At 60.7% G+C, this 16,570-nt stretch carries 15 protein-coding genes; 6 read left to right on the top strand and 9 right to left on the bottom strand.

Features of this window, described 5'->3' with window-relative positions; genetic code table 11:
* Positions 1-33: 33 nt before the first annotated feature.
* The 3 genes from HX821_RS16030 to HX821_RS16040 are packed head-to-tail and all read right to left on the bottom strand — an operon-like array spanning position 34 to position 2,946.
* Positions 34-1,311: an L-fuconate dehydratase gene (locus HX821_RS16030; RefSeq protein ID WP_003219522.1), complete on the bottom strand. Its 1,278-nt coding sequence runs from the start codon at positions 1,309-1,311 to the stop codon at positions 34-36.
* Between the two features lie 20 nt (positions 1,312-1,331).
* Positions 1,332-2,177 carry a fumarylacetoacetate hydrolase family protein gene (locus HX821_RS16035; protein ID WP_177036035.1) on the bottom strand — a complete coding sequence of 282 codons (846 nt, stop codon included), beginning with the start codon at positions 2,175-2,177 and terminating at the stop codon, positions 1,332-1,334.
* A gap of 28 nt (positions 2,178-2,205) precedes the next feature.
* The gene (locus tag HX821_RS16040; RefSeq protein ID WP_008432765.1) at positions 2,206-2,946 is read right to left on the bottom strand and encodes an SDR family oxidoreductase; all 741 of its coding nucleotides are present in this window, start codon (positions 2,944-2,946) and stop codon (positions 2,206-2,208) included.
* Between the two features lie 234 nt (positions 2,947-3,180).
* On the opposite strand from HX821_RS16040, the gene HX821_RS16045 reads away from it, so the two are divergent.
* The 6 genes from HX821_RS16045 to HX821_RS16070 all read left to right on the top strand — a co-directional run bounded on the left by HX821_RS16045 (position 3,181) and on the right by HX821_RS16070 (position 10,933).
* Positions 3,181-3,942, top strand: a complete 762-nt coding sequence (locus HX821_RS16045) for a FadR/GntR family transcriptional regulator (protein WP_177036036.1) — start codon at positions 3,181-3,183, stop codon at positions 3,940-3,942.
* Positions 3,939-4,928 carry a diaminopimelate epimerase gene (locus HX821_RS16050; RefSeq protein ID WP_177036037.1) on the top strand — a complete coding sequence of 330 codons (990 nt, stop codon included), beginning with the start codon at positions 3,939-3,941 and terminating at the stop codon, positions 4,926-4,928. Before HX821_RS16045 ends, HX821_RS16050 begins: the two co-directional genes overlap by 4 nt.
* 311 nt (positions 4,929-5,239) lie before the next feature.
* The gene (locus HX821_RS16055; protein WP_177036038.1) at positions 5,240-7,282 is read left to right on the top strand and encodes a type VI secretion system tip protein VgrG; all 2,043 of its coding nucleotides are present in this window, start codon (positions 5,240-5,242) and stop codon (positions 7,280-7,282) included.
* The gene (locus HX821_RS16060) at positions 7,282-8,124 is read left to right on the top strand and encodes a DUF4123 domain-containing protein (protein ID WP_177036039.1); all 843 of its coding nucleotides are present in this window, start codon (positions 7,282-7,284) and stop codon (positions 8,122-8,124) included. The genes HX821_RS16055 and HX821_RS16060 overlap by 1 nt, the downstream gene beginning before the upstream one ends.
* Before the next feature lie 67 nt (positions 8,125-8,191).
* Positions 8,192-8,734 carry a hypothetical protein gene (locus HX821_RS16065; protein ID WP_158660302.1) on the top strand — a complete coding sequence of 181 codons (543 nt, stop codon included), beginning with the start codon at positions 8,192-8,194 and terminating at the stop codon, positions 8,732-8,734.
* A 48-nt stretch (positions 8,735-8,782) separates the two neighbouring features.
* Positions 8,783-10,933 carry a lipase family protein gene (locus HX821_RS16070; RefSeq protein WP_177036040.1) on the top strand — a complete coding sequence of 717 codons (2,151 nt, stop codon included), beginning with the start codon at positions 8,783-8,785 and terminating at the stop codon, positions 10,931-10,933.
* 2 nt (positions 10,934-10,935) lie between these two features.
* Here the strand turns inward: HX821_RS16070 and codA are convergent, their stop codons facing one another.
* The 6 genes from codA to queD all read right to left on the bottom strand — a co-directional run bounded on the left by codA (position 10,936) and on the right by queD (position 16,415).
* Positions 10,936-12,171 carry a cytosine deaminase gene (codA, locus tag HX821_RS16075; protein ID WP_003219538.1) on the bottom strand — a complete coding sequence of 412 codons (1,236 nt, stop codon included), beginning with the start codon at positions 12,169-12,171 and terminating at the stop codon, positions 10,936-10,938.
* Positions 12,172-12,198: 27 nt separating this feature from the next.
* A complete protein-coding gene (locus HX821_RS16080; protein WP_177036041.1) occupies positions 12,199-13,416 on the bottom strand; it encodes a PucR family transcriptional regulator ligand-binding domain-containing protein in 1,218 nt (405 codons plus the stop codon).
* Positions 13,413-14,681: a cytosine permease gene (gene codB / locus HX821_RS16085; RefSeq protein ID WP_003219542.1), complete on the bottom strand. Its 1,269-nt coding sequence runs from the start codon at positions 14,679-14,681 to the stop codon at positions 13,413-13,415. Before codB ends, HX821_RS16080 begins: the two co-directional genes overlap by 4 nt.
* Positions 14,682-14,882: 201 nt before the next feature.
* Positions 14,883-15,506: an NUDIX hydrolase gene (locus HX821_RS16090; protein WP_008432778.1), complete on the bottom strand. Its 624-nt coding sequence runs from the start codon at positions 15,504-15,506 to the stop codon at positions 14,883-14,885.
* A gap of 10 nt (positions 15,507-15,516) precedes the next feature.
* Complete coding sequence (locus tag HX821_RS16095) at positions 15,517-15,969, bottom strand: GNAT family N-acetyltransferase (RefSeq protein ID WP_087693060.1); 453 nt, start codon at positions 15,967-15,969, stop codon at positions 15,517-15,519.
* 89 nt (positions 15,970-16,058) lie between these two features.
* Positions 16,059-16,415, bottom strand: a complete 357-nt coding sequence (gene queD, locus HX821_RS16100) for a 6-carboxytetrahydropterin synthase QueD (RefSeq protein WP_003190259.1) — start codon at positions 16,413-16,415, stop codon at positions 16,059-16,061.
* Positions 16,416-16,570: the final 155 nt, after the last annotated feature.

Genomic DNA, 16,570 nt, shown 5'->3' on the forward strand with positions numbered 1-16,570 from the left:
ATTGTGCTCCGTCCATTCAAATTGCGGTTCAGCTCACGGCCGGTGGCGGTATTGCTCCCGGGACGCGGCTTTCATCTGGATCGAAAAGCCCGGCGCCTTCGGCGGCAGATAGGCCGCACCGCGCACCACGCAAGGTTCCTCGAAATGCTCGTGCAAATGGTCGACATACTCGATCACCCGGCCTTCGTGGGTGCCGGCAATGCACAGGTAGTCGATCATCGAAAGGTGCTGCACGTACTCGCAAAGCCCGACACCGCCGGCATGCGGGCACACGGGCAGGCCATATTTGGCCGCCATCAGCATCACTGCCAGCACCTCGTTCACCCCACCCAGGCGGCAGGCGTCAATCTGCACCACGTCGATGGCTTCGCGCATGATCAATTGCTTGAAGATGATCCGGTTCTGGCACATCTCGCCGGTGGCGACCTTGACCGGCGCCACCCCCTGGCGGATCTTGCGATGGCCCTCGATATCGTCGGGGCTGGTGGGTTCCTCGATGAACCACGGCTTGGCAAACGCCAATTCGCGCACCCAATCGATGGCGGTGTCGACTTCCCACACCTGGTTGGCGTCAATCATCAATTGGCGGTCCGGGCCCAATACTTCGCGGGCGATGCGTACGCGCCGCAGGTCATCCTGCAAGTCGTGGCCGACCTTGAGCTTGACGTGGTTGAAGCCGGCATCCACCGCTTCCTGGCACAGCCTGCGCAGCTTTTCGTCGCCGTAACCGAGCCAGCCGGCGGAGGTGGTGTAGCAGGGGTAGCCGTTGGCTTGCAGGTCGGCCAGGCGTTCAGCCTTGCCTTCGGCGCGTTGGCGCAGCAAGGCCAGGGCTTCGCTGGAGGTGATGCAGTCGGTGATGTAGCGGAAATCGATGCAGCGCACCAGCTGTTCCGGGCTCATGTCGGCGACCAGGCGCCACAGGGGTTTGCCTTCGGCCTTGGCCCACAAGTCCCACGCGGCATTGACGATCGCGCCGGTGGCCAGGTGGATTGCGCCCTTGTCCGGGCCGATCCAGCGCAACTGGCTGTCACTGGTGACATGCCGCCAGAAGCGGCCCATGTCTTCGGCGATCCATTCCAGGGTCAAGCCCACCAGCAGCGGCTGCATGGCCTGGATCGCCGCGCAGCAAATCTCGTTGCCACGGCCGATGGTGAAGGTCAGGCCATGGCCTTCAAGGGCCGGGTTGTCGGTCTGCAAAATCACATAGGCGGCCGAGTAGTCCGGGTCCGGGTTCATGGCGTCGGAACCGTCCAGGGACTGGGACGTAGGAAAGCGGATATCTTCGACGCGAATCGCGGTAATGGTAGTCATGAACGGCTCCTAGTCTCTTGTCAGGCGTCGACCGTGGTCTGGTTCTGTTCGCCGAGGCCTTCGATACCCAGGCGGATTTTTTGCCCGGGCTTGAGGTAGACCGGCACGGGCTTGATCCCCAGGCCGACACCGGGCGGGGTGCCGGTGGAAATCACATCCCCCGGTTGCAGGCTCATGAACTGGCTGAGGTAGCTGATCAGTTTGGGGATCTGGAAAATCATCGTGCGGGTGTTGCCGTTCTGGTAGCGGTGGCCGTCGACTTCCAGCCAGATCGACAGTTGGTGCGGGTCGGCGATCTCATCGCGGCTGACCAGCCAGGGGCCGAGCGGGCCGAAGGTGTCGCAGCCCTTGCCCTTGTCCCAGGTGCCGCCGCGTTCCAGCTGGAACTCGCGCTCGGAGACATCGTTGATCACGCAGTAGCCGGCCACGTGCTGCATGGCCTGGCTTTCCTCGATGTAGCGGCCACCCTGGCCGATCACCACCCCCAACTCCACTTCCCAGTCGGTCTTGGTGGAGTGGCGGGGGATTTCGATGTTGTCGTTGGGGCCGACGATGGCGCTGGTCCACTTGTTGAAGATGATCGGTTCGTCAGGGATGGGGGCGCCGGTTTCGGCAGCGTGATCGGCGTAGTTCAGGCCGATGCAGATGAATTTTCCTACCTGGCCGACACAGGCGCCCAAACGCGGATTGCCCGGTACCAGGGGCAGGCTCGCGGGGTCGAGTTCTTGCAGGCGAGCGAGGTTTTGCGGGAGCAGGGCGCCACCGGCGATATCACTGATGTGAGCGGACAAGTCACGCAGACGTCCATCAGCGTCCAGCAGGGCCGGGCGTTCCTGACCTTTTTCACCATAGCGCAGCAATTTCATGAGCAATCCTCTTATTGGAAGTGGGCGGTCAGTTGCTCCAGCCGCCGTCAATGATCTGGGTGGTGCCGGTGGTAAACGCGCTGGCATCGGAGCCAAGGTACAGCGCCAGCTGGGCAATTTCCTGGGGCGTGCCCAGGCGTCCCATCGGCTGGCGCGCAGTGAAGGCGGCGTACACCTCGTCCTGTTGACGGCCTTCATGGCGGGCTTGTTCGACGATGCGTTGCTGCAGCGAAGGCGACTCCACGGTGCCCGGGCAGATAGCGTTGCAGCGGATGCGCTGGGTGACAAAGTCGGCCGCGACGGATTTGGTCAGGCCGATGACGGCCGCCTTGCTGGCGCAATAGGCAAAGCGGTTGGGCACGCCCTTGAGGCTGGAGGCCACCGACGACATGTTGATGATCGAGCCGCCGCCCGCCGCCAGCATCCCCGGCAGAAACGCGCGGATCATGCGGTACATGGCGGTGACGTTCAGGTCGAGGGCAAACGTCCAGTCGCTTTCCGGGCATTCGAGGATATTGCCGGCATGCACCACGCCTGCGCAGTTGAACAGCACATCGAGCGGGCCGATCTCGGCAGCAAGGCGTTGAATAGCGCTGGCGTCGGTGACGTCGAGCAAGACCGTTTGCGCGCCCGACAAGTCAGCGAGCGCCTGTTGATTGATGTCGGCTGCAATCACTTCGGCCCCTGCCGCCAGATAGGCTTCGACGCTGGCGCGGCCAATGCCCTGGGCGGCGGCGGTGATCAGCACGCGTTTACCGGTGAGGTCCATGACAGACTCCCTTGATTGTTATTATTGGCTCAATGGTCAGGCCATTGAGGGCGTGAAACACCTGCATCTGCGGCATAGCGAACCCTGGTGGGTTTGCTATGATCAGCACACTGGAAACGATCCAATGGTCAGGCCATTGATCCAATTTTTAGCATGGGTCATCCCGGTCAACAAGCGGCTTTTTTGCGGGTTGATCGCTTTGACCGTGCTGTGCATGAATCGAGCTGAGCCTAGATGCCATTTCAAGTGATTGATAACCAACGTCTTTATCGACAGATTGCCGACCAGTTGCGAGCGTTGATCGACAGCGGAGAATTTCCGCCGGGCAGTCGACTTCCCGCTGAGCGTGAACTCGCCAAACTGCTGGGCGTGAGTCGCGCTTCCGTGCGTGAGGCGATGATTGCCCTGGAGGTGATCGGCCTGGTAGACGTGCGGGTGGGCAACGGCGTGCTGGTGTGTGAACCCGTGAAACCGACAGTCAGCCAGGAACCGGTGATGGCCCAGGCCACCCGGGATCAATGGAAAGAGTTCGATCCGGAACTCAACCTGCACGTCGACTTCAATGCCGAGATTCCACCGTTTTCCCTGCTCCAGGCCCGTCGCCTGATTGAGCCGGAAGCCGCCGCCCTGGCCGCCAAACATGCCACCGACGAAGAGCTGGCGGGGATCCGCGAGGCCTTCGAGCGTAATGTGCAGGACAACCGCGACGGCTCCCATACCCATCCGGGCGATCGCCTGTTTCACATTCGCATCGCCCAGGCCTCGGGCAATCCGGCGTATGCGTTGATGATTGCGCATTTGCTGGGGCATCGTTACGGCAGCATGTTCCAGCGGTTGCAGGCGCATTACACCTCGGACGACATGCCCCATCGCTCGGAAGACGAGCACCGCAAGATCCTCGATGCACTGGAATTGCGAGACGTGGAGGGTGCGCGGCAGGCGATGCGCAAGCACCTGGAAGAGGTGGTACGAATCTTTATGCGGACTGCGCAATGACCCTGTTCTACGACGCCCGCGGGAATATCTACGGGGTGGTAAGCCCGGCGCAGTTACGCAGCAAGGGTATCGACGTGCCGGACCGTGCCGACTTGGCCGCTGGCACCCGAGGTGTTTGGGCATTGGTGGCGATTGCCGCCGAGTGCGGTTGGGATGAGTTGCCGCGCCCGGCAGAGGCCAAGGCGCATCGTTGTGACGGTTTGTTGGTGGGGCCGTTCCAGGCCGCGCCGCCTTTTGACCTGTTGATCGTCAACACCGACGGTTCCCTGGCCGAACGCAGTGGCAATGGCCTGACGATCTTTGCCCAGTCGTTGACCGACCAGGGATTGATGGCGCAAGGCTGTGAGTTGCGGGTGCATCACGACAAGACAGACGCACTGTCGCCGGTGGTTACGCGGGTTGAGCCGGCGGAGTACGAACAGGTGCAGGGCTTTTGGCTGGCGCTCGGGCGTCCCGAGTTCGGACCTTTGGCGGTAGGGGCTGTTGGTGTGGGCGCGGTCTCGCTTGAGGGAACTGAGGTGAGCCATGTTTCGCCACTGGCTGCGCTCAACCCCGAGTGGAATCACAGCCAGTTTGTGCGTGTGGGCAACCCGCATTGTGTGACGCTGGTACAGGACGCGTCAGCGTTGCCGGACAACGCCCAGCTGCATCGATCAGCCTGGTTCGATCCGCTGAGGGCGATTGCTTTCGCACCACCTGCCGGGGCCGGCCAACCTTGTATTTCCGGGGTCAACCTGCAATGGGTCGCCCGGGATTCAGGCAATCGCGTGATCGCGCGAGTGTTTGAGCGTGGTGAGGGGCCCACGGCGTCCTCCGGGACCAGCGCCAGTGCGGTGGCATGCGCCGCCTGGTCTGTAGGATGGGTGACGGCGGGTCAGGTGGCGGTGGTGATGCCGGGCGGTACCGCACCCGTACGGTTGCAAGCAGAGCCGGGTGAGTTGCTGAGCGTTAGCCTGTTCGGGACTGCGCGGCTGCAGGAAGTTTGAAAAAGGCAGTGGCGGGCTTAATCATCTTTGTCAGCTGTTTCTCTATAAACAAGCAGCTCTGGTGAATGGTGGTGTAAGAGTATTCCCGTTAGTCAGTACCGGCTGTTTAACTGCATTTCTGTATTTATAAAAGACCCTTCCAATATCAATGTACGAATCTTCTTTTTTATTTTGAAGCGGCCGAATTTCGCCTGAAATCGCTAGTATTCCTGGGGTTCAGGCACTTTTTATCGGCTTCGAATTGAGTGGCTTTATCTGCGTTTTACGGGAGAAGTTATTTCAGCTCGACAATGAATGGCGGGTAACAACGGATGTTCAATACGCTTGTTTCGTCACGTTTCAAACTGGTCGTTGCAGGAATGAACCAGGCATTTCAGGTGCTGGCTTTTAAAGGCAGCGAAACGATTGACCAGCCTTTTTTCATTGAAGTGCAGTGGGTCAGTGAAAACCCCAGCCTGGATCTGGAGAAGTTACTTCACCAACCGGCCTATCTGGATTTTGGCGAGCCCGGTGAAGGCCTGCACGGGCAAATCTACAGCATTGGCCGGGAAGGCCCGGGGCAGCGGCTGACCCGCTACCACCTCACCCTTGCGCCGCGTGTGGCGTACCTGGCCCATCGTTGCGACCAGCGGATTTTCCAGCAGCGCAGCGTGCCGCAAATTATCGCGGCAGTGCTTGAGCAGCACGGCATCCTTGCTGATGCCTATACCTTCGAACTGGGGCCGGTGGTTTACCCACCGCGTACGTTCTGTGTGCAATACGCGGAAACCGACCTGCACTTTATCCAGCGGCTGTGCGAGGAAGAGGGCATTCACTACCACTTTCGCCACAGTGCAGACGCCCATGTACTGGTGTTGGGTGATGACCAGACGGTGTTTCGTCGTTTGCCGGCGCAACGCTACTGCCCGGCCGGAGGCCCGGCTGCCGAAACGCTGGTGATCCAGCGTTTCGATGTGCGCCTGGCCACGCGCAGTGCTCAGGTTGTTCGGCGTGACTACGACTTCGAACATCCGTCGCTGCGCTTGCAGGAGCAGGCCGGGTCTTTCCCGGCACTTGAAGACTATCAATACCCCGCGGGATTCACGGGGCATCTGCGAGGTTCGCAGTTGGCCCGGCGTGGCCTGGAACGTCATCAACGCGACCGCCATCGGGCCCTGGGCCGCAGTGACCAGCCGGCTTTGCGCAGCGGGCATTTCCTGGAACTGCGCGGCCATCCGGACCGCACCTGTAATGACTTGTGGCTGATCACCGGCGTGCGTCACGAAGGCTATCAACCGCAGGTGCTGGAGGAGGCGGTAGTGGATGTCGAGGCATTCCACGGCTACCGCAATCGATTTACCGCAACGCCCTGGCGCGCCGCTTACCGCCCGCCGCTCAAGCACGTCAAACCGCGTATCAGTGGCAGCCAGACCGCAACCGTCACCGGGCCCGAGGGTGAAGACGTGCATTGCGACGCTCACGGCCGGGTGAAAATTCGCTTTCATTGGGACCGCCTGGACCAGCACGACGACAAGAGCAGTTGCTGGGTGCGTGTGGCGTCCGGATGGGCGGGTGACAGCTATGGCGCGGTGATGATCCCGCGTGTGGGCATGGAGGTACTGGTGACGTTCCTGGAAGGTGATCCAGATCGGCCAGTGATCAATGGTTGCCTGCCCAATACCTTGCAGCCTGTTGCCTATCCGTTGCCCCAACACAAGACCCGCAGTGTGCTACGCAGCCGCAGTTCGCCGGGCGGGGCGGGGGCCAACGAGCTGCACCTTGAGGACCGCAGCGGCCAGGAACTCATCTACCTGCGCGCCCAACGCGATCTGGAGCAGCAGGTCGGCCACGACAGTCGGCTGGAGGTGGTGGGCGAACGTCGGGAAACCATCCACGGCTTGAGTGCCACCACCCTGGGAGGCGAGGAACACCGCAGCATCGCCGGCGACCGCAAGGTTCGGCTTGGGGCTGATGATCACTTGCACGTGCAGGGCAACAGCCAGACCCTTGTCGGCCAGACCCTGGTGATCGAAGCGGGGCAACAGGTCCATCTGAAGGCGGGGGCCAATCTGGTTATCGATGCCGGTGCGCAGTTGAGCTTCAAGGCCGGTGGTGAGCATTTGCTGATTCAGGCCGGCGGGATTTTCAGCAGTCGGCCGATCACGTTGGGCGGTGCGCCTGCCGTGATTCGCACAGCCAACCCAGTTGGACCGGGTGACGTGGCTGCTTCGTCCGCATTTGCAGCGGATGGGCCGAAGGTTTCGGTTATCCAAGGCGCAGTCATGGAGCTGGCCAGAAGACTGGATGCGGACTTCTGTCCAGTGTGCGAGCGCTGCCGTGAAGGCCTGTGCGAATCCACGGGGAGGGCGGCTTGATGGAGATCGCGCCTGGCCAGTGGATGGCTGAACAGCAGCAGGCAGGGCGCCGGCTGTGCCTGGTTCTACAGGGTGAAAGCGATGCGCGTGGGGTACTGCTGGCGACACGCACGGTCGCTGAGTATCGCTGCCTCTATGGTGAAACCGTCGCATCGGAAATGGCAGCGGATGGGCCGATGCTCCTGTTGCTCGACCATGTCAGCGAGCCCGCATTGGTGGGTTTGCTGCAAAACCCCCAGCTTAATTGGGGCTGGTTGGGCAGCCTGCCTGGTGATGATTTATCGGGTGTTATCCGGCACTGGCGCGACAGGTTGGTGGTGGGAGCGGCGGGCAGTCAGGCGCTGTACCGCTTCCACGATAACCGCACCTTGGCGCGGGCCTTGGTTCACCTGCCTGCTCGGGACTGGCCTGTTTTTCTCGGGCCGCTGATCGGCGTGTGTTACTGGCAGGGTGAGCGTTGGAGTTGTGTCGATAACCCGGCTCCGGGGGGGTATCCGGTACCCGATCCTGCGCCGTGGCTGGAGGTGCCGAATCCCCAGGCGGGAGTGATTCTGCAAGCCAATATCCTGCGTTACCTGCTGGCCGAGTACAGCGAGGCGTTGAGCGCACTGGTTGAGTTTCAAGACCCGAGAATCTGGTTGGCGCAGGTGCTGGAGCAAGCGCGGGCCTGGCAATGGGACAGGCCGGAACAGCTGGAGTTTTTGGTCGTGCGGCGGTTGTTGGAAGCCACTGGGGACGTGCTTGTTCGATGGCAGCCGATGCGTGGGGAAGTGGCGGAGGATCATTTTCAGCGGGTGGTTGGGGAGTGGCGTCGGGTGGAGCGGGAGCAGCAGGATGCGTAGGGGAATTATGTCGGGCGTGTGGCGAGGGGTATTCGTTTGCAGTGTGCTGGGTGTTTCCGGTTGTGTGATGAAGCCTGCTGATAGTTTCACGTTGGAGGTCGATTTGCCGGCGAATTACAGACTCAGAGGCGATGCAACTTACGTCCCCGGAACAGGTGAGACTTGCACTTTACGATGGCGTCCAGGTGATCTGCCAGAGATCAAGATATTCGACGCTCTTGAGAAGTCGGTGGCGAATCGGGCGAGCTTCGAGTTGCCTCTGACGGAGACGGTGAACGGGTGTCCGTTAGTGCTGCGTTACATGACGTTTGATGTCTATGCGAAGTCGGCTGAGCACTTGTCGGACAGTGGGGGGGATTTTGCGTTTATCGGTGTGCATGATTGGGTTGAACCCCATATGTCTCGAATGCCGGGGGAAGGTACCTTGGAGGTGCCGGGGGCCTGTCAGTGGTTACTCAGGCCGGCAGGGCCAACGCAGGCGACTGATAACGTATTTCAATGCAACCTGGTGGATGCAAGAGGACTGCCGCCAACGACAGCAACGGGTGGTCGTGTGCAGCGTGATGAGTTGAACGGCAAAACGGTGAGGCTCGTGTTTGGGGAAATCTGATGGGGAGCGTACTTATCTTTAACTTTTACTGAATAAGGATATTCAGCGATGGCGCTTACAGAATGGAAACAACCCTTTTTCAGCGGGAAAATGCCGGCTTGTGCAGTGCGTGGATGTTGGCTGAGTTTTTGTCTGGTGGACGAATCAGGTGACGGAAACGCTTATGGGGGTCTTGCGTACAAGGTTTTTGACAGCACAGGTCAACAATATGCAGGTCGTTTGGATGGAAACGGTTTCGCAAAGTTGGACAACCCATATCGAGGGCCTGTGGTTCTGATCTTCGATGCGCCGTATGAAATGAGCGGGGATTACTACGCAACGTTGCAAACGCGTGGTTGTTATCCACTGCCTATCACCGAGCTTCAGGTGCGAGCCGAACAGACGCGGTTTTCACGTGTAGACGGGGAGCGCGTCGAGCGAAACCCGGCACGGCGGGAAACAGACAAATTCTATCAAGTCGAGGTCAGTGACTTGGTCTTGCACACTGCTCACTTGCCTCCCTTGGCGCCCAGAACCCATCGACCACCGCGGCATGCGCTCCGCATGCTGGCTGAACTTGGGTTTGGCTCCCCTCAGCCCAAGCTGACAGGGCTGGTTTTATTTCCTGACCTGCACACTGTGCTGGAGGTACGGCCGCTGCGTGCGTTACGCCCGTTGTTGTCGATTGAAGACCAGTTCTGTGCCTTGAACCTTTATCAGTTGGCGCTTATGGCTACCTTGAGTTATTGCGATTTTGGGCAGGAACCGTCGACTCCGCCGATGGACCAGGTCAGCTTTCCCATAGAGCCCAGTGTGGGCAATTTTTTTTCCGAACAACTGTCGGGCTATCAGGAGGCTTGGAAGTTCGATTCCGACCAGGTGGAACACTTTTATCCCGTGTATGAAGACGTGCCGTACTCGCAACGATTCGAGGTGTTGCCTTTTGATCCTGAGTTGTATGAGCAAAATCGATCGGGGCAAGGAGAGTCCCCGGCCCACCCAGCGAAGCTGCATTTTTTTGATGACGAGGAGAATGGCACTGATACTCAGGCGTTTATCAGCCATCACGACCATGTGATCCTGATCGCAGTGCGGGGCACTGCAAGCCGTTCCGATGGGCTGAGGGATGCCAATGCTCACCAGGTCGCTTTTGTCGAGGGTGTTGGTAAGGTTCATGAGGGCTTTTATGGCGCGTATCGGGCGATGCGTGACTTTGCGCTGCATTACCTCGACCGGTTCTACATAGGCCAGCGCATCATAATTTGTGGCCATAGTCTCGGCGGCGCCATAGCACTGCTGCTGGCAGAGTCTCTTAGGCGAATTCCAGGTTACGACCGCAACATCCTTCTTTACACCTATGGCGCTCCCCGCGCTGCCGACTCTGAGTTCACTGACGGTGCTTCATCTTTGGTGCATCACCGCATCGTCAATCATAACGACCCGGTACCCAGCGTCCCGGCACCCTGGATGAACACAACTGCCAAACTCTGGATTCCCGGGCTTGTTACCCTGTTCAGCAATCCTGCACCTGCTGGCCTGCTGTTCGCACTTGGGTTGGTGCGGGTGGGCGGGAACGCCTATCAGCATCACGGCTCCCAGCAGCATTTCATGCCGATTGCCTTGCCCGACGGCACACAGTCTTCAATATTGTGGAACCCCGGGTGTGAGTCGATCGAAGAAGCTGCATGCAATCGCGCGATTCAACTCAGCGGTGATATGCCGGACCGGGCCAACCTGATCAAGCAGCTAGTCCAATACAAGCAGCACTTTATGACCGCAAGCTACATCCCGGCAGCCTGGGCGACGTTACGTCGCTGGCAGCAAACCGTGGACGCCGACGGAACACTGGTGACTGCGAGTGAATTTGAGCTGATCGAAAAAGCGCTGATCAGCATGCGGCAACAACTGCGGGAGAAAAAACGAGAACTGGACCGCTATCGACCGACCAATCAGCGTGGTTATGAAGATATCCAGGCCTTGAGCATCGAAGCTGATCGTCTGCAAAGTAGTCGCGACCGCCTGGCAACCCTCCGCTGGCGCCGCCTCCAGGCCCGCGACGTCTACGGCAGCCACGCTTCATCCCCAACCCTGCAATCCAGCCTGAAACGCTGGTTCGCTCATCCGCAAAATCGCGTACTCACCCAAGTGGCGAGCATCCCGCCACAATCGGATGATGGCTGGGGAAAGCCACAAACCCTCGATATAGATTCAATCGTATGAGCCTACAAAAACTCCACCTGCGCCGGCCGGCGTTTCATCAACACTTTGCCCGCTCGAATCGAATACAACGGCAAGCCCTGGCTGCGAATCACTTCATAGTCGCTGTCTGCAGACAGGATCAACAGGTTCGCCGGGCGTCCCGGTTCCAGGCCATAACGATCCCCCAGGGCCATCGCCCGGGCGCTGTTGTCGGTGACCAGGTCGAGGGCACTTTGCAGGTTGCGGTAGCCAAGCATGTGGCAGATATGCAACCCGGCTTCCAGCACCCGCAAAATGTTGCCGTTACCCAAGGGATACCAAGGGTCGACGATGGAGTCCTGGCCGAAGCAGACGTTCATGCCAGCCTCCAGCAGTTCGTTGACCCGGGTCACGCCGCGGCGTTTGGGGAAAGTGTCGAAGCGGCCCTGCAAGTGGATGCTTTCGGTAGGGCAGGAGACAAAGCTGATGCCCGAATGCCCCAGCAGGCGGAAGAGTTTGGCGCAGTAAGCATTGTCGTAGGAGCCCATGGCCGTGGTGTGGCTGGCAGTCACGCGGGCGCCCATGTCACGGCTGCGGGCTTCTTCGGCCAGCACTTCAAGAAAGCGCGAGTGTGGGTCGTCGGTTTCGTCGCAATGCACATCGACCAGGCAACCGGTGCGTTCGGCCAGGTCCATCAGGAACTTCACCGAACTCACCCCTTGGTCACGGGTGTATTCAAAGTGCGGGATGCCGCCGATCACGTCGGCGCCCAGGCGAATGGCCTCTTCCATCAGCTCGCGGCCATTGCGGTAGGACTCGATGCCTTCCTGGGGGAACGCGACGATTTGCAGGTCGATCAGGTGGCCGCTTTCCTCGCGTACTTCAAGCATGGCCTTGAGCGCGGTGAGGTCCGGGTCGGTGACGTCGACATGGGTGCGCACATGCTGGATGCCATGGGCGGCCAGGGTCTGGATGGTTTTTTTGGAGCGGGTCTTGGTGTCTTCCAGGGTGATGGTGGCCTTGCGCTCGCCCCAGCACTCGATGCCTTCAAACAGGGTGCCGCTCATGTTCCAGCGCGGCTCGCCGGCGGTCAGGGTGGCATCGAGGTGAATGTGCGGCTCGACGAAAGGCGGGACCACCAGGTTGCCGGCGGCGTCCAGGTCGTCGGGGCCTGCCAGGGGGGCAGCGCCTTGTTGGGTGATGCTGGCGATCCGGCCGTGTTCCAGGTGCAGATCATGCAGGCCTTCACGGTTGCGCAGGCGGGCGTTGATGATGTGCATGGGCAAGTTCCTCTTGGCAAAAAACAGTCAGGCAGACAGCCGCCAGATCATCAGCGCGATGCCGATGTCCAGGCGGTCATAAGCATTGTCCAGCGTCAGCCCGCACAGGGCTTCGATACGCTGGACGCGATGCGTCAGGGTGTTGCGGTGAACCGCCAGCCGTTGGGCTGCGGCCACAAGGTTACCATTCTCGTGGAACCAGGCCTCCAGGGTCGGCATCAGGCTTGGGCCATGGTGCAGGTCGTGGCGCAGCAGCGGCCCCAGGCGTTCGTTGAGGAACTGATCGAGCAGGGCGCGATCACGTACGCCACTGAGCAGCTTGAGTACGCCCAACTCATCGTAGACACACAGCCCGGCGCGTTCACTGAACCGTCGCGCAGCGGCCAATGCCTGGCGCGCCTCATCCAGGGCCTGGGCCAGGCGCGCGGGTGGGTGCGCGGCAGCACTCAGGCCGATAAACAGTTTCAACGGTGCCAGGCGCAGATTCAGTGCCTTCAACCAACCCGCCAACAACTGACGGTTGGCCAATGCCGCACCCGCGTCTATCGCAGGCAGCAGCAACGTCCATTGTCCGGCACGCCCCAGCACGGGCAGGCGCGACGGATGCTGCGCAGAAAACTGGCGCAGACGGCGGGTAATCGCATCGTGTTGTCGGGCAAGCTGCGCCTCGACCACTGGCGCCTCACCCTGGGCAAACAGCGCGTCGCTGCCGTCCAGTTGCAACTGGACGAGTTGCCAATGGCCGGCCAGCGGCATGTCCAACTGCGCAGCGCGGTGCAGCAGCAAATCCAGGGATTGGTAATCACCGGCCAGCAGGCGCTCCAGCACATCGTGTCGCGAGCGCCCCAACTGCTGCGACTGGATCAACGCCGAACCGATGGCCTGGGTCACCAGTACCATCTTCAACGAGTAAGGCTGTTCGATCAGCGGCATGCCCGCCGCTTGCGCCGCTTCCAGCAAACGCTGGGGAATCGCCTGGATATAGTCCGGCCCCGTGAGGATCACCAGGCCGGCGACCTGGCGCTGACAGGCTTCGTCCAGCAGCACCAACAGATTGGCCTCGTCCCGTGGGTGATTGATGCCGGTGACGAACACCAGTTCGCCCCCCAGCACCCATTCGGCAATGCCGCTGTTTTCTGCGACATAGGGCCAGCGCACCGTGTTCTCCAGGCCGGCTTCCCCGGCCCGCAGGCACATCGATTCAAGGCCGGGCAAGGCCAGCACATCGGCGACTGTCAGGCTCATGCCTGGACGTCAGCCAAAGGTGCCCGCACCCGCAATACGCTGGTCAGCACGATGTAGGTCAGGGACGCCGCCACGATCCCCACCAATGGCGCCACCCAGGGTGAATGAAAGGCCAGCACCGTACCCACGGCATAGGCGATCAGCCCTGGCCAGTTGAAGGCCGGCAGGCGTGTATCGGCCAGGCGCGGATAGTGGCCGCGGTAGCGATAGAAGAAATCCGCCATGATCACCCCGCCAATCGGTGGGATCACCGTGCCCAGCAGGATCAGGTAGGGCACCAGCATGTCGTACATGCCCAGCAACGCCAGCAGGGTGCCGATCACCGCACCGGCCAGGGTCACCGTTTTGCGGCGCTTGGTGCGCAGCAGGTTGCAGCCGGCGACGGCGAAGTTGTAGATGGTGTTGTCCTGGGTGCTCCAGATATTCAGCAACAGCATCGCCATGGCCGCCATGGCGAAGCCTTGCAGCAGCAACACTTCGACCACGTCGGGCTGCTGGTAGACGATGGCGCCATAGGCACCGATCAACACCATCAAGCCGTTGCCGATAAAGAAGCCGATCAGGCTGGCCAGCACCGCGACCCTGGCCGAGCGTGAGAACCGCGTCCAGTTGGTAGCCTGGGTCGCGCCGCTGACAAAGGTGCCGAACACCAGCGTGATAGCCGTGGACATGTCCAGCTCACCGGTCGGCACCACCGCCAGCAGTCCATCGAGCCCGCCTACCTTGACGGTGGCGACCCACATCGACAGAAACAACAAAATACCCATGGCCGGCACGGCGATGTAGGACAGAATCTCCAACCCGCGATAGCCCACGTAGGCCGTCGCGCAGAACACCATGCCAAACAGCACCATCAGCCCGAGTACGCTGCCCTGGCTCAACTCGAAATACTTGCCCAGTACTACGGCTGCGGTGGCGGTGCCCCAGGCGTACCAGCCGATCTGGGTAAAACCGAGAATCAAGTCGCTGAGTTTGCTGCCCACTTCACCGAAGCAGAAGCGCCCCATCAGCACCGAGTTCAAACCGCTCTTGAACGCGATGTAACCCAGGCCTGCGGCGTAGATACCCAACAGCAGGTTACCCAGGGCCACGACGCCGAGCATCTGGGTAAAGCTGAAGGCCACCCCCAGCTTGCCGCCGGCGAACATGGTCGCGGTAAAAAAGGTAAAGCCCAGCAGCACCATGGCGGTGGAGGCCAGGCCTTTGCGGGCATGCATGGGCACCTCGCTGAGAGGGTAGTCATTGCCCGGTTCGTTCTGCGTCATGTGCCGTTCTCCCTGAATGAGTGACGCAGGCCTATTGCACCCGTCGTGCCAAGTGCGAGGCAGTGACGGGCGCACGGTCAGGACTGTGCAGGTTGCACAGTATTTATAGCCAAACAGGGGAAACACGCAGGCGGGATTGGTCTTTCTGCCCACTCAGGCGCGAAAGCGGTGCAGGGTGATACAAATTGGATCACCCGTTATTCAATCGAACAGGGTGTGAGTGGTCTGCCCGCGATGAAAGGCAAACGCGGCCTCAAGGTCGCTTTCAATGGTGCGGCCACGGGACAGCGGCGGCAGATCGTCCAGGCTGAAGAAGCCAACTTCGGTGGTTTCGAAACCGGCCGCCGGCGCCAGTTGATCAACCCGTTCGCACAGAAAGTAGAGTTTGTAGAAGTCCCGGATATCCGGCCGGTACAAGCCTTTGGCCTTGTGGGTGACGCTGTACAGCGCCTTGGCCGTGACCGTCAGCCCGGCCTCTTCGCGAATTTCCTTGACGATGTTTTCAGCCGCCGACAAACCAATATCCGCATAACCGCCGGGCAATGCCCAACAGCCATCCGTGAGCTCGCGGACCAACAGGATCCGGTCACCGTCAATCACTGCGCCCCGCACATCAATCATGGGCGTCGAATAACGTTTGGCAAAATCCGGCACCAGCCCGGTGATGCGCTCCAGCGGTACTTCGCCCAATTGCGCCAGCATGCTGTGGGCAATCTGGGCGATTTCCTCAAGGCGCTCGCGCTCGAAGTCATCGGTGCAGAAGTGCAGCCCCGTGGAGGCCAATGCTTGCAGGCGCTTGGCCTGGGCCAGCCAGGTGTTTTCCATGGGAGCTCCTTCAGTGCGAGGCGGTGAGGTCTTTTTGCATGTAGACCCGACGCAGGCCGTTTTCCTCGGCCCGGTGGGTTTCCACATAGCCTTTGCGGGTGTACAGCGCGATGTTTTCGGTCATCGCTTCATTGGTGTAGAGACGGATGGAGCCATGCCTGGCCTGGCCTTCCGCGAAGCCCAGCAACAGGCGCCCGTAACCCAAGCCCTGGGCACCGGGGTCGACGGCCAGGTTATCCAGCAGCAGGTACTCATCGTGATGAATCAGTACGACAAAGCCGTGGACCTGGCCCGCACTCTCCAGCACATGCACCCGTTCGGCAGCGACCTGCTGGCGATAGTCATCCAGCATCGGCCCTGGCTTGCGCCCGATTCGCTGGATGTAAGGGGAGTAGGCGGCGTGGACGATCGCTTCAATTGCGGCGATATCGTCGCCGGTAGCGGGGCGGATATGGGTTGGCATCGCAGCGCTTCCTGTACAAGAGGCCACGACTGTAAGGGAGTCACCGGCATAAAAAAACCACCGCAAGGGTGGTTTTTTACATCGCCGGCTTATTCGCCGCGATAGATGCAGCCGCTGGTGCAGGTCTCATGGATGCGAATCGCGCTGAGTTCCGGCAACAGCGGTTTCAGTTCATTCCAGATCCACTTGGCCAGCACTTCGCTGGTCGGGTTTTCGAGGCCCGGGATGTCGTTGAGGTAGTTGTGGTCGAGGCGTTCGTAGAGCGGCTTGAAAATCGCCTTGATCTCCGAGAAGTCACGGATCCAGCCGGTGTGCGGGTCGAGGTCGCCGCTGAGGTGGATCGCCACCTTGAACGAATGGCCATGCAGGCGCCCGCATTTGTGGCCTTCCGGAACATGGGGCAGGCGGTGGGCGGACTCGAAGGTAAACTCTTTGAAGATTTCCACAGGGTTTTTCAGCTCGGTGAGGTGTCTGGCAGGCGGCGAGTTTAACAGTTTGTCGCGGCCGCGCGCATACCGCGTAGCAGCTGTCGAGCCATGGCGAGGCTGCGTTTGCGATTTGTCTGGCAAACCGAGGTGCTGCCGACGCAGCCTCGCTTGGG

Source organism: Pseudomonas sp. B6001, from assembly GCF_013386015.1.
In the GTDB taxonomy this organism is placed as follows: Bacteria; Pseudomonadota; Gammaproteobacteria; order Pseudomonadales; family Pseudomonadaceae; genus Aquipseudomonas.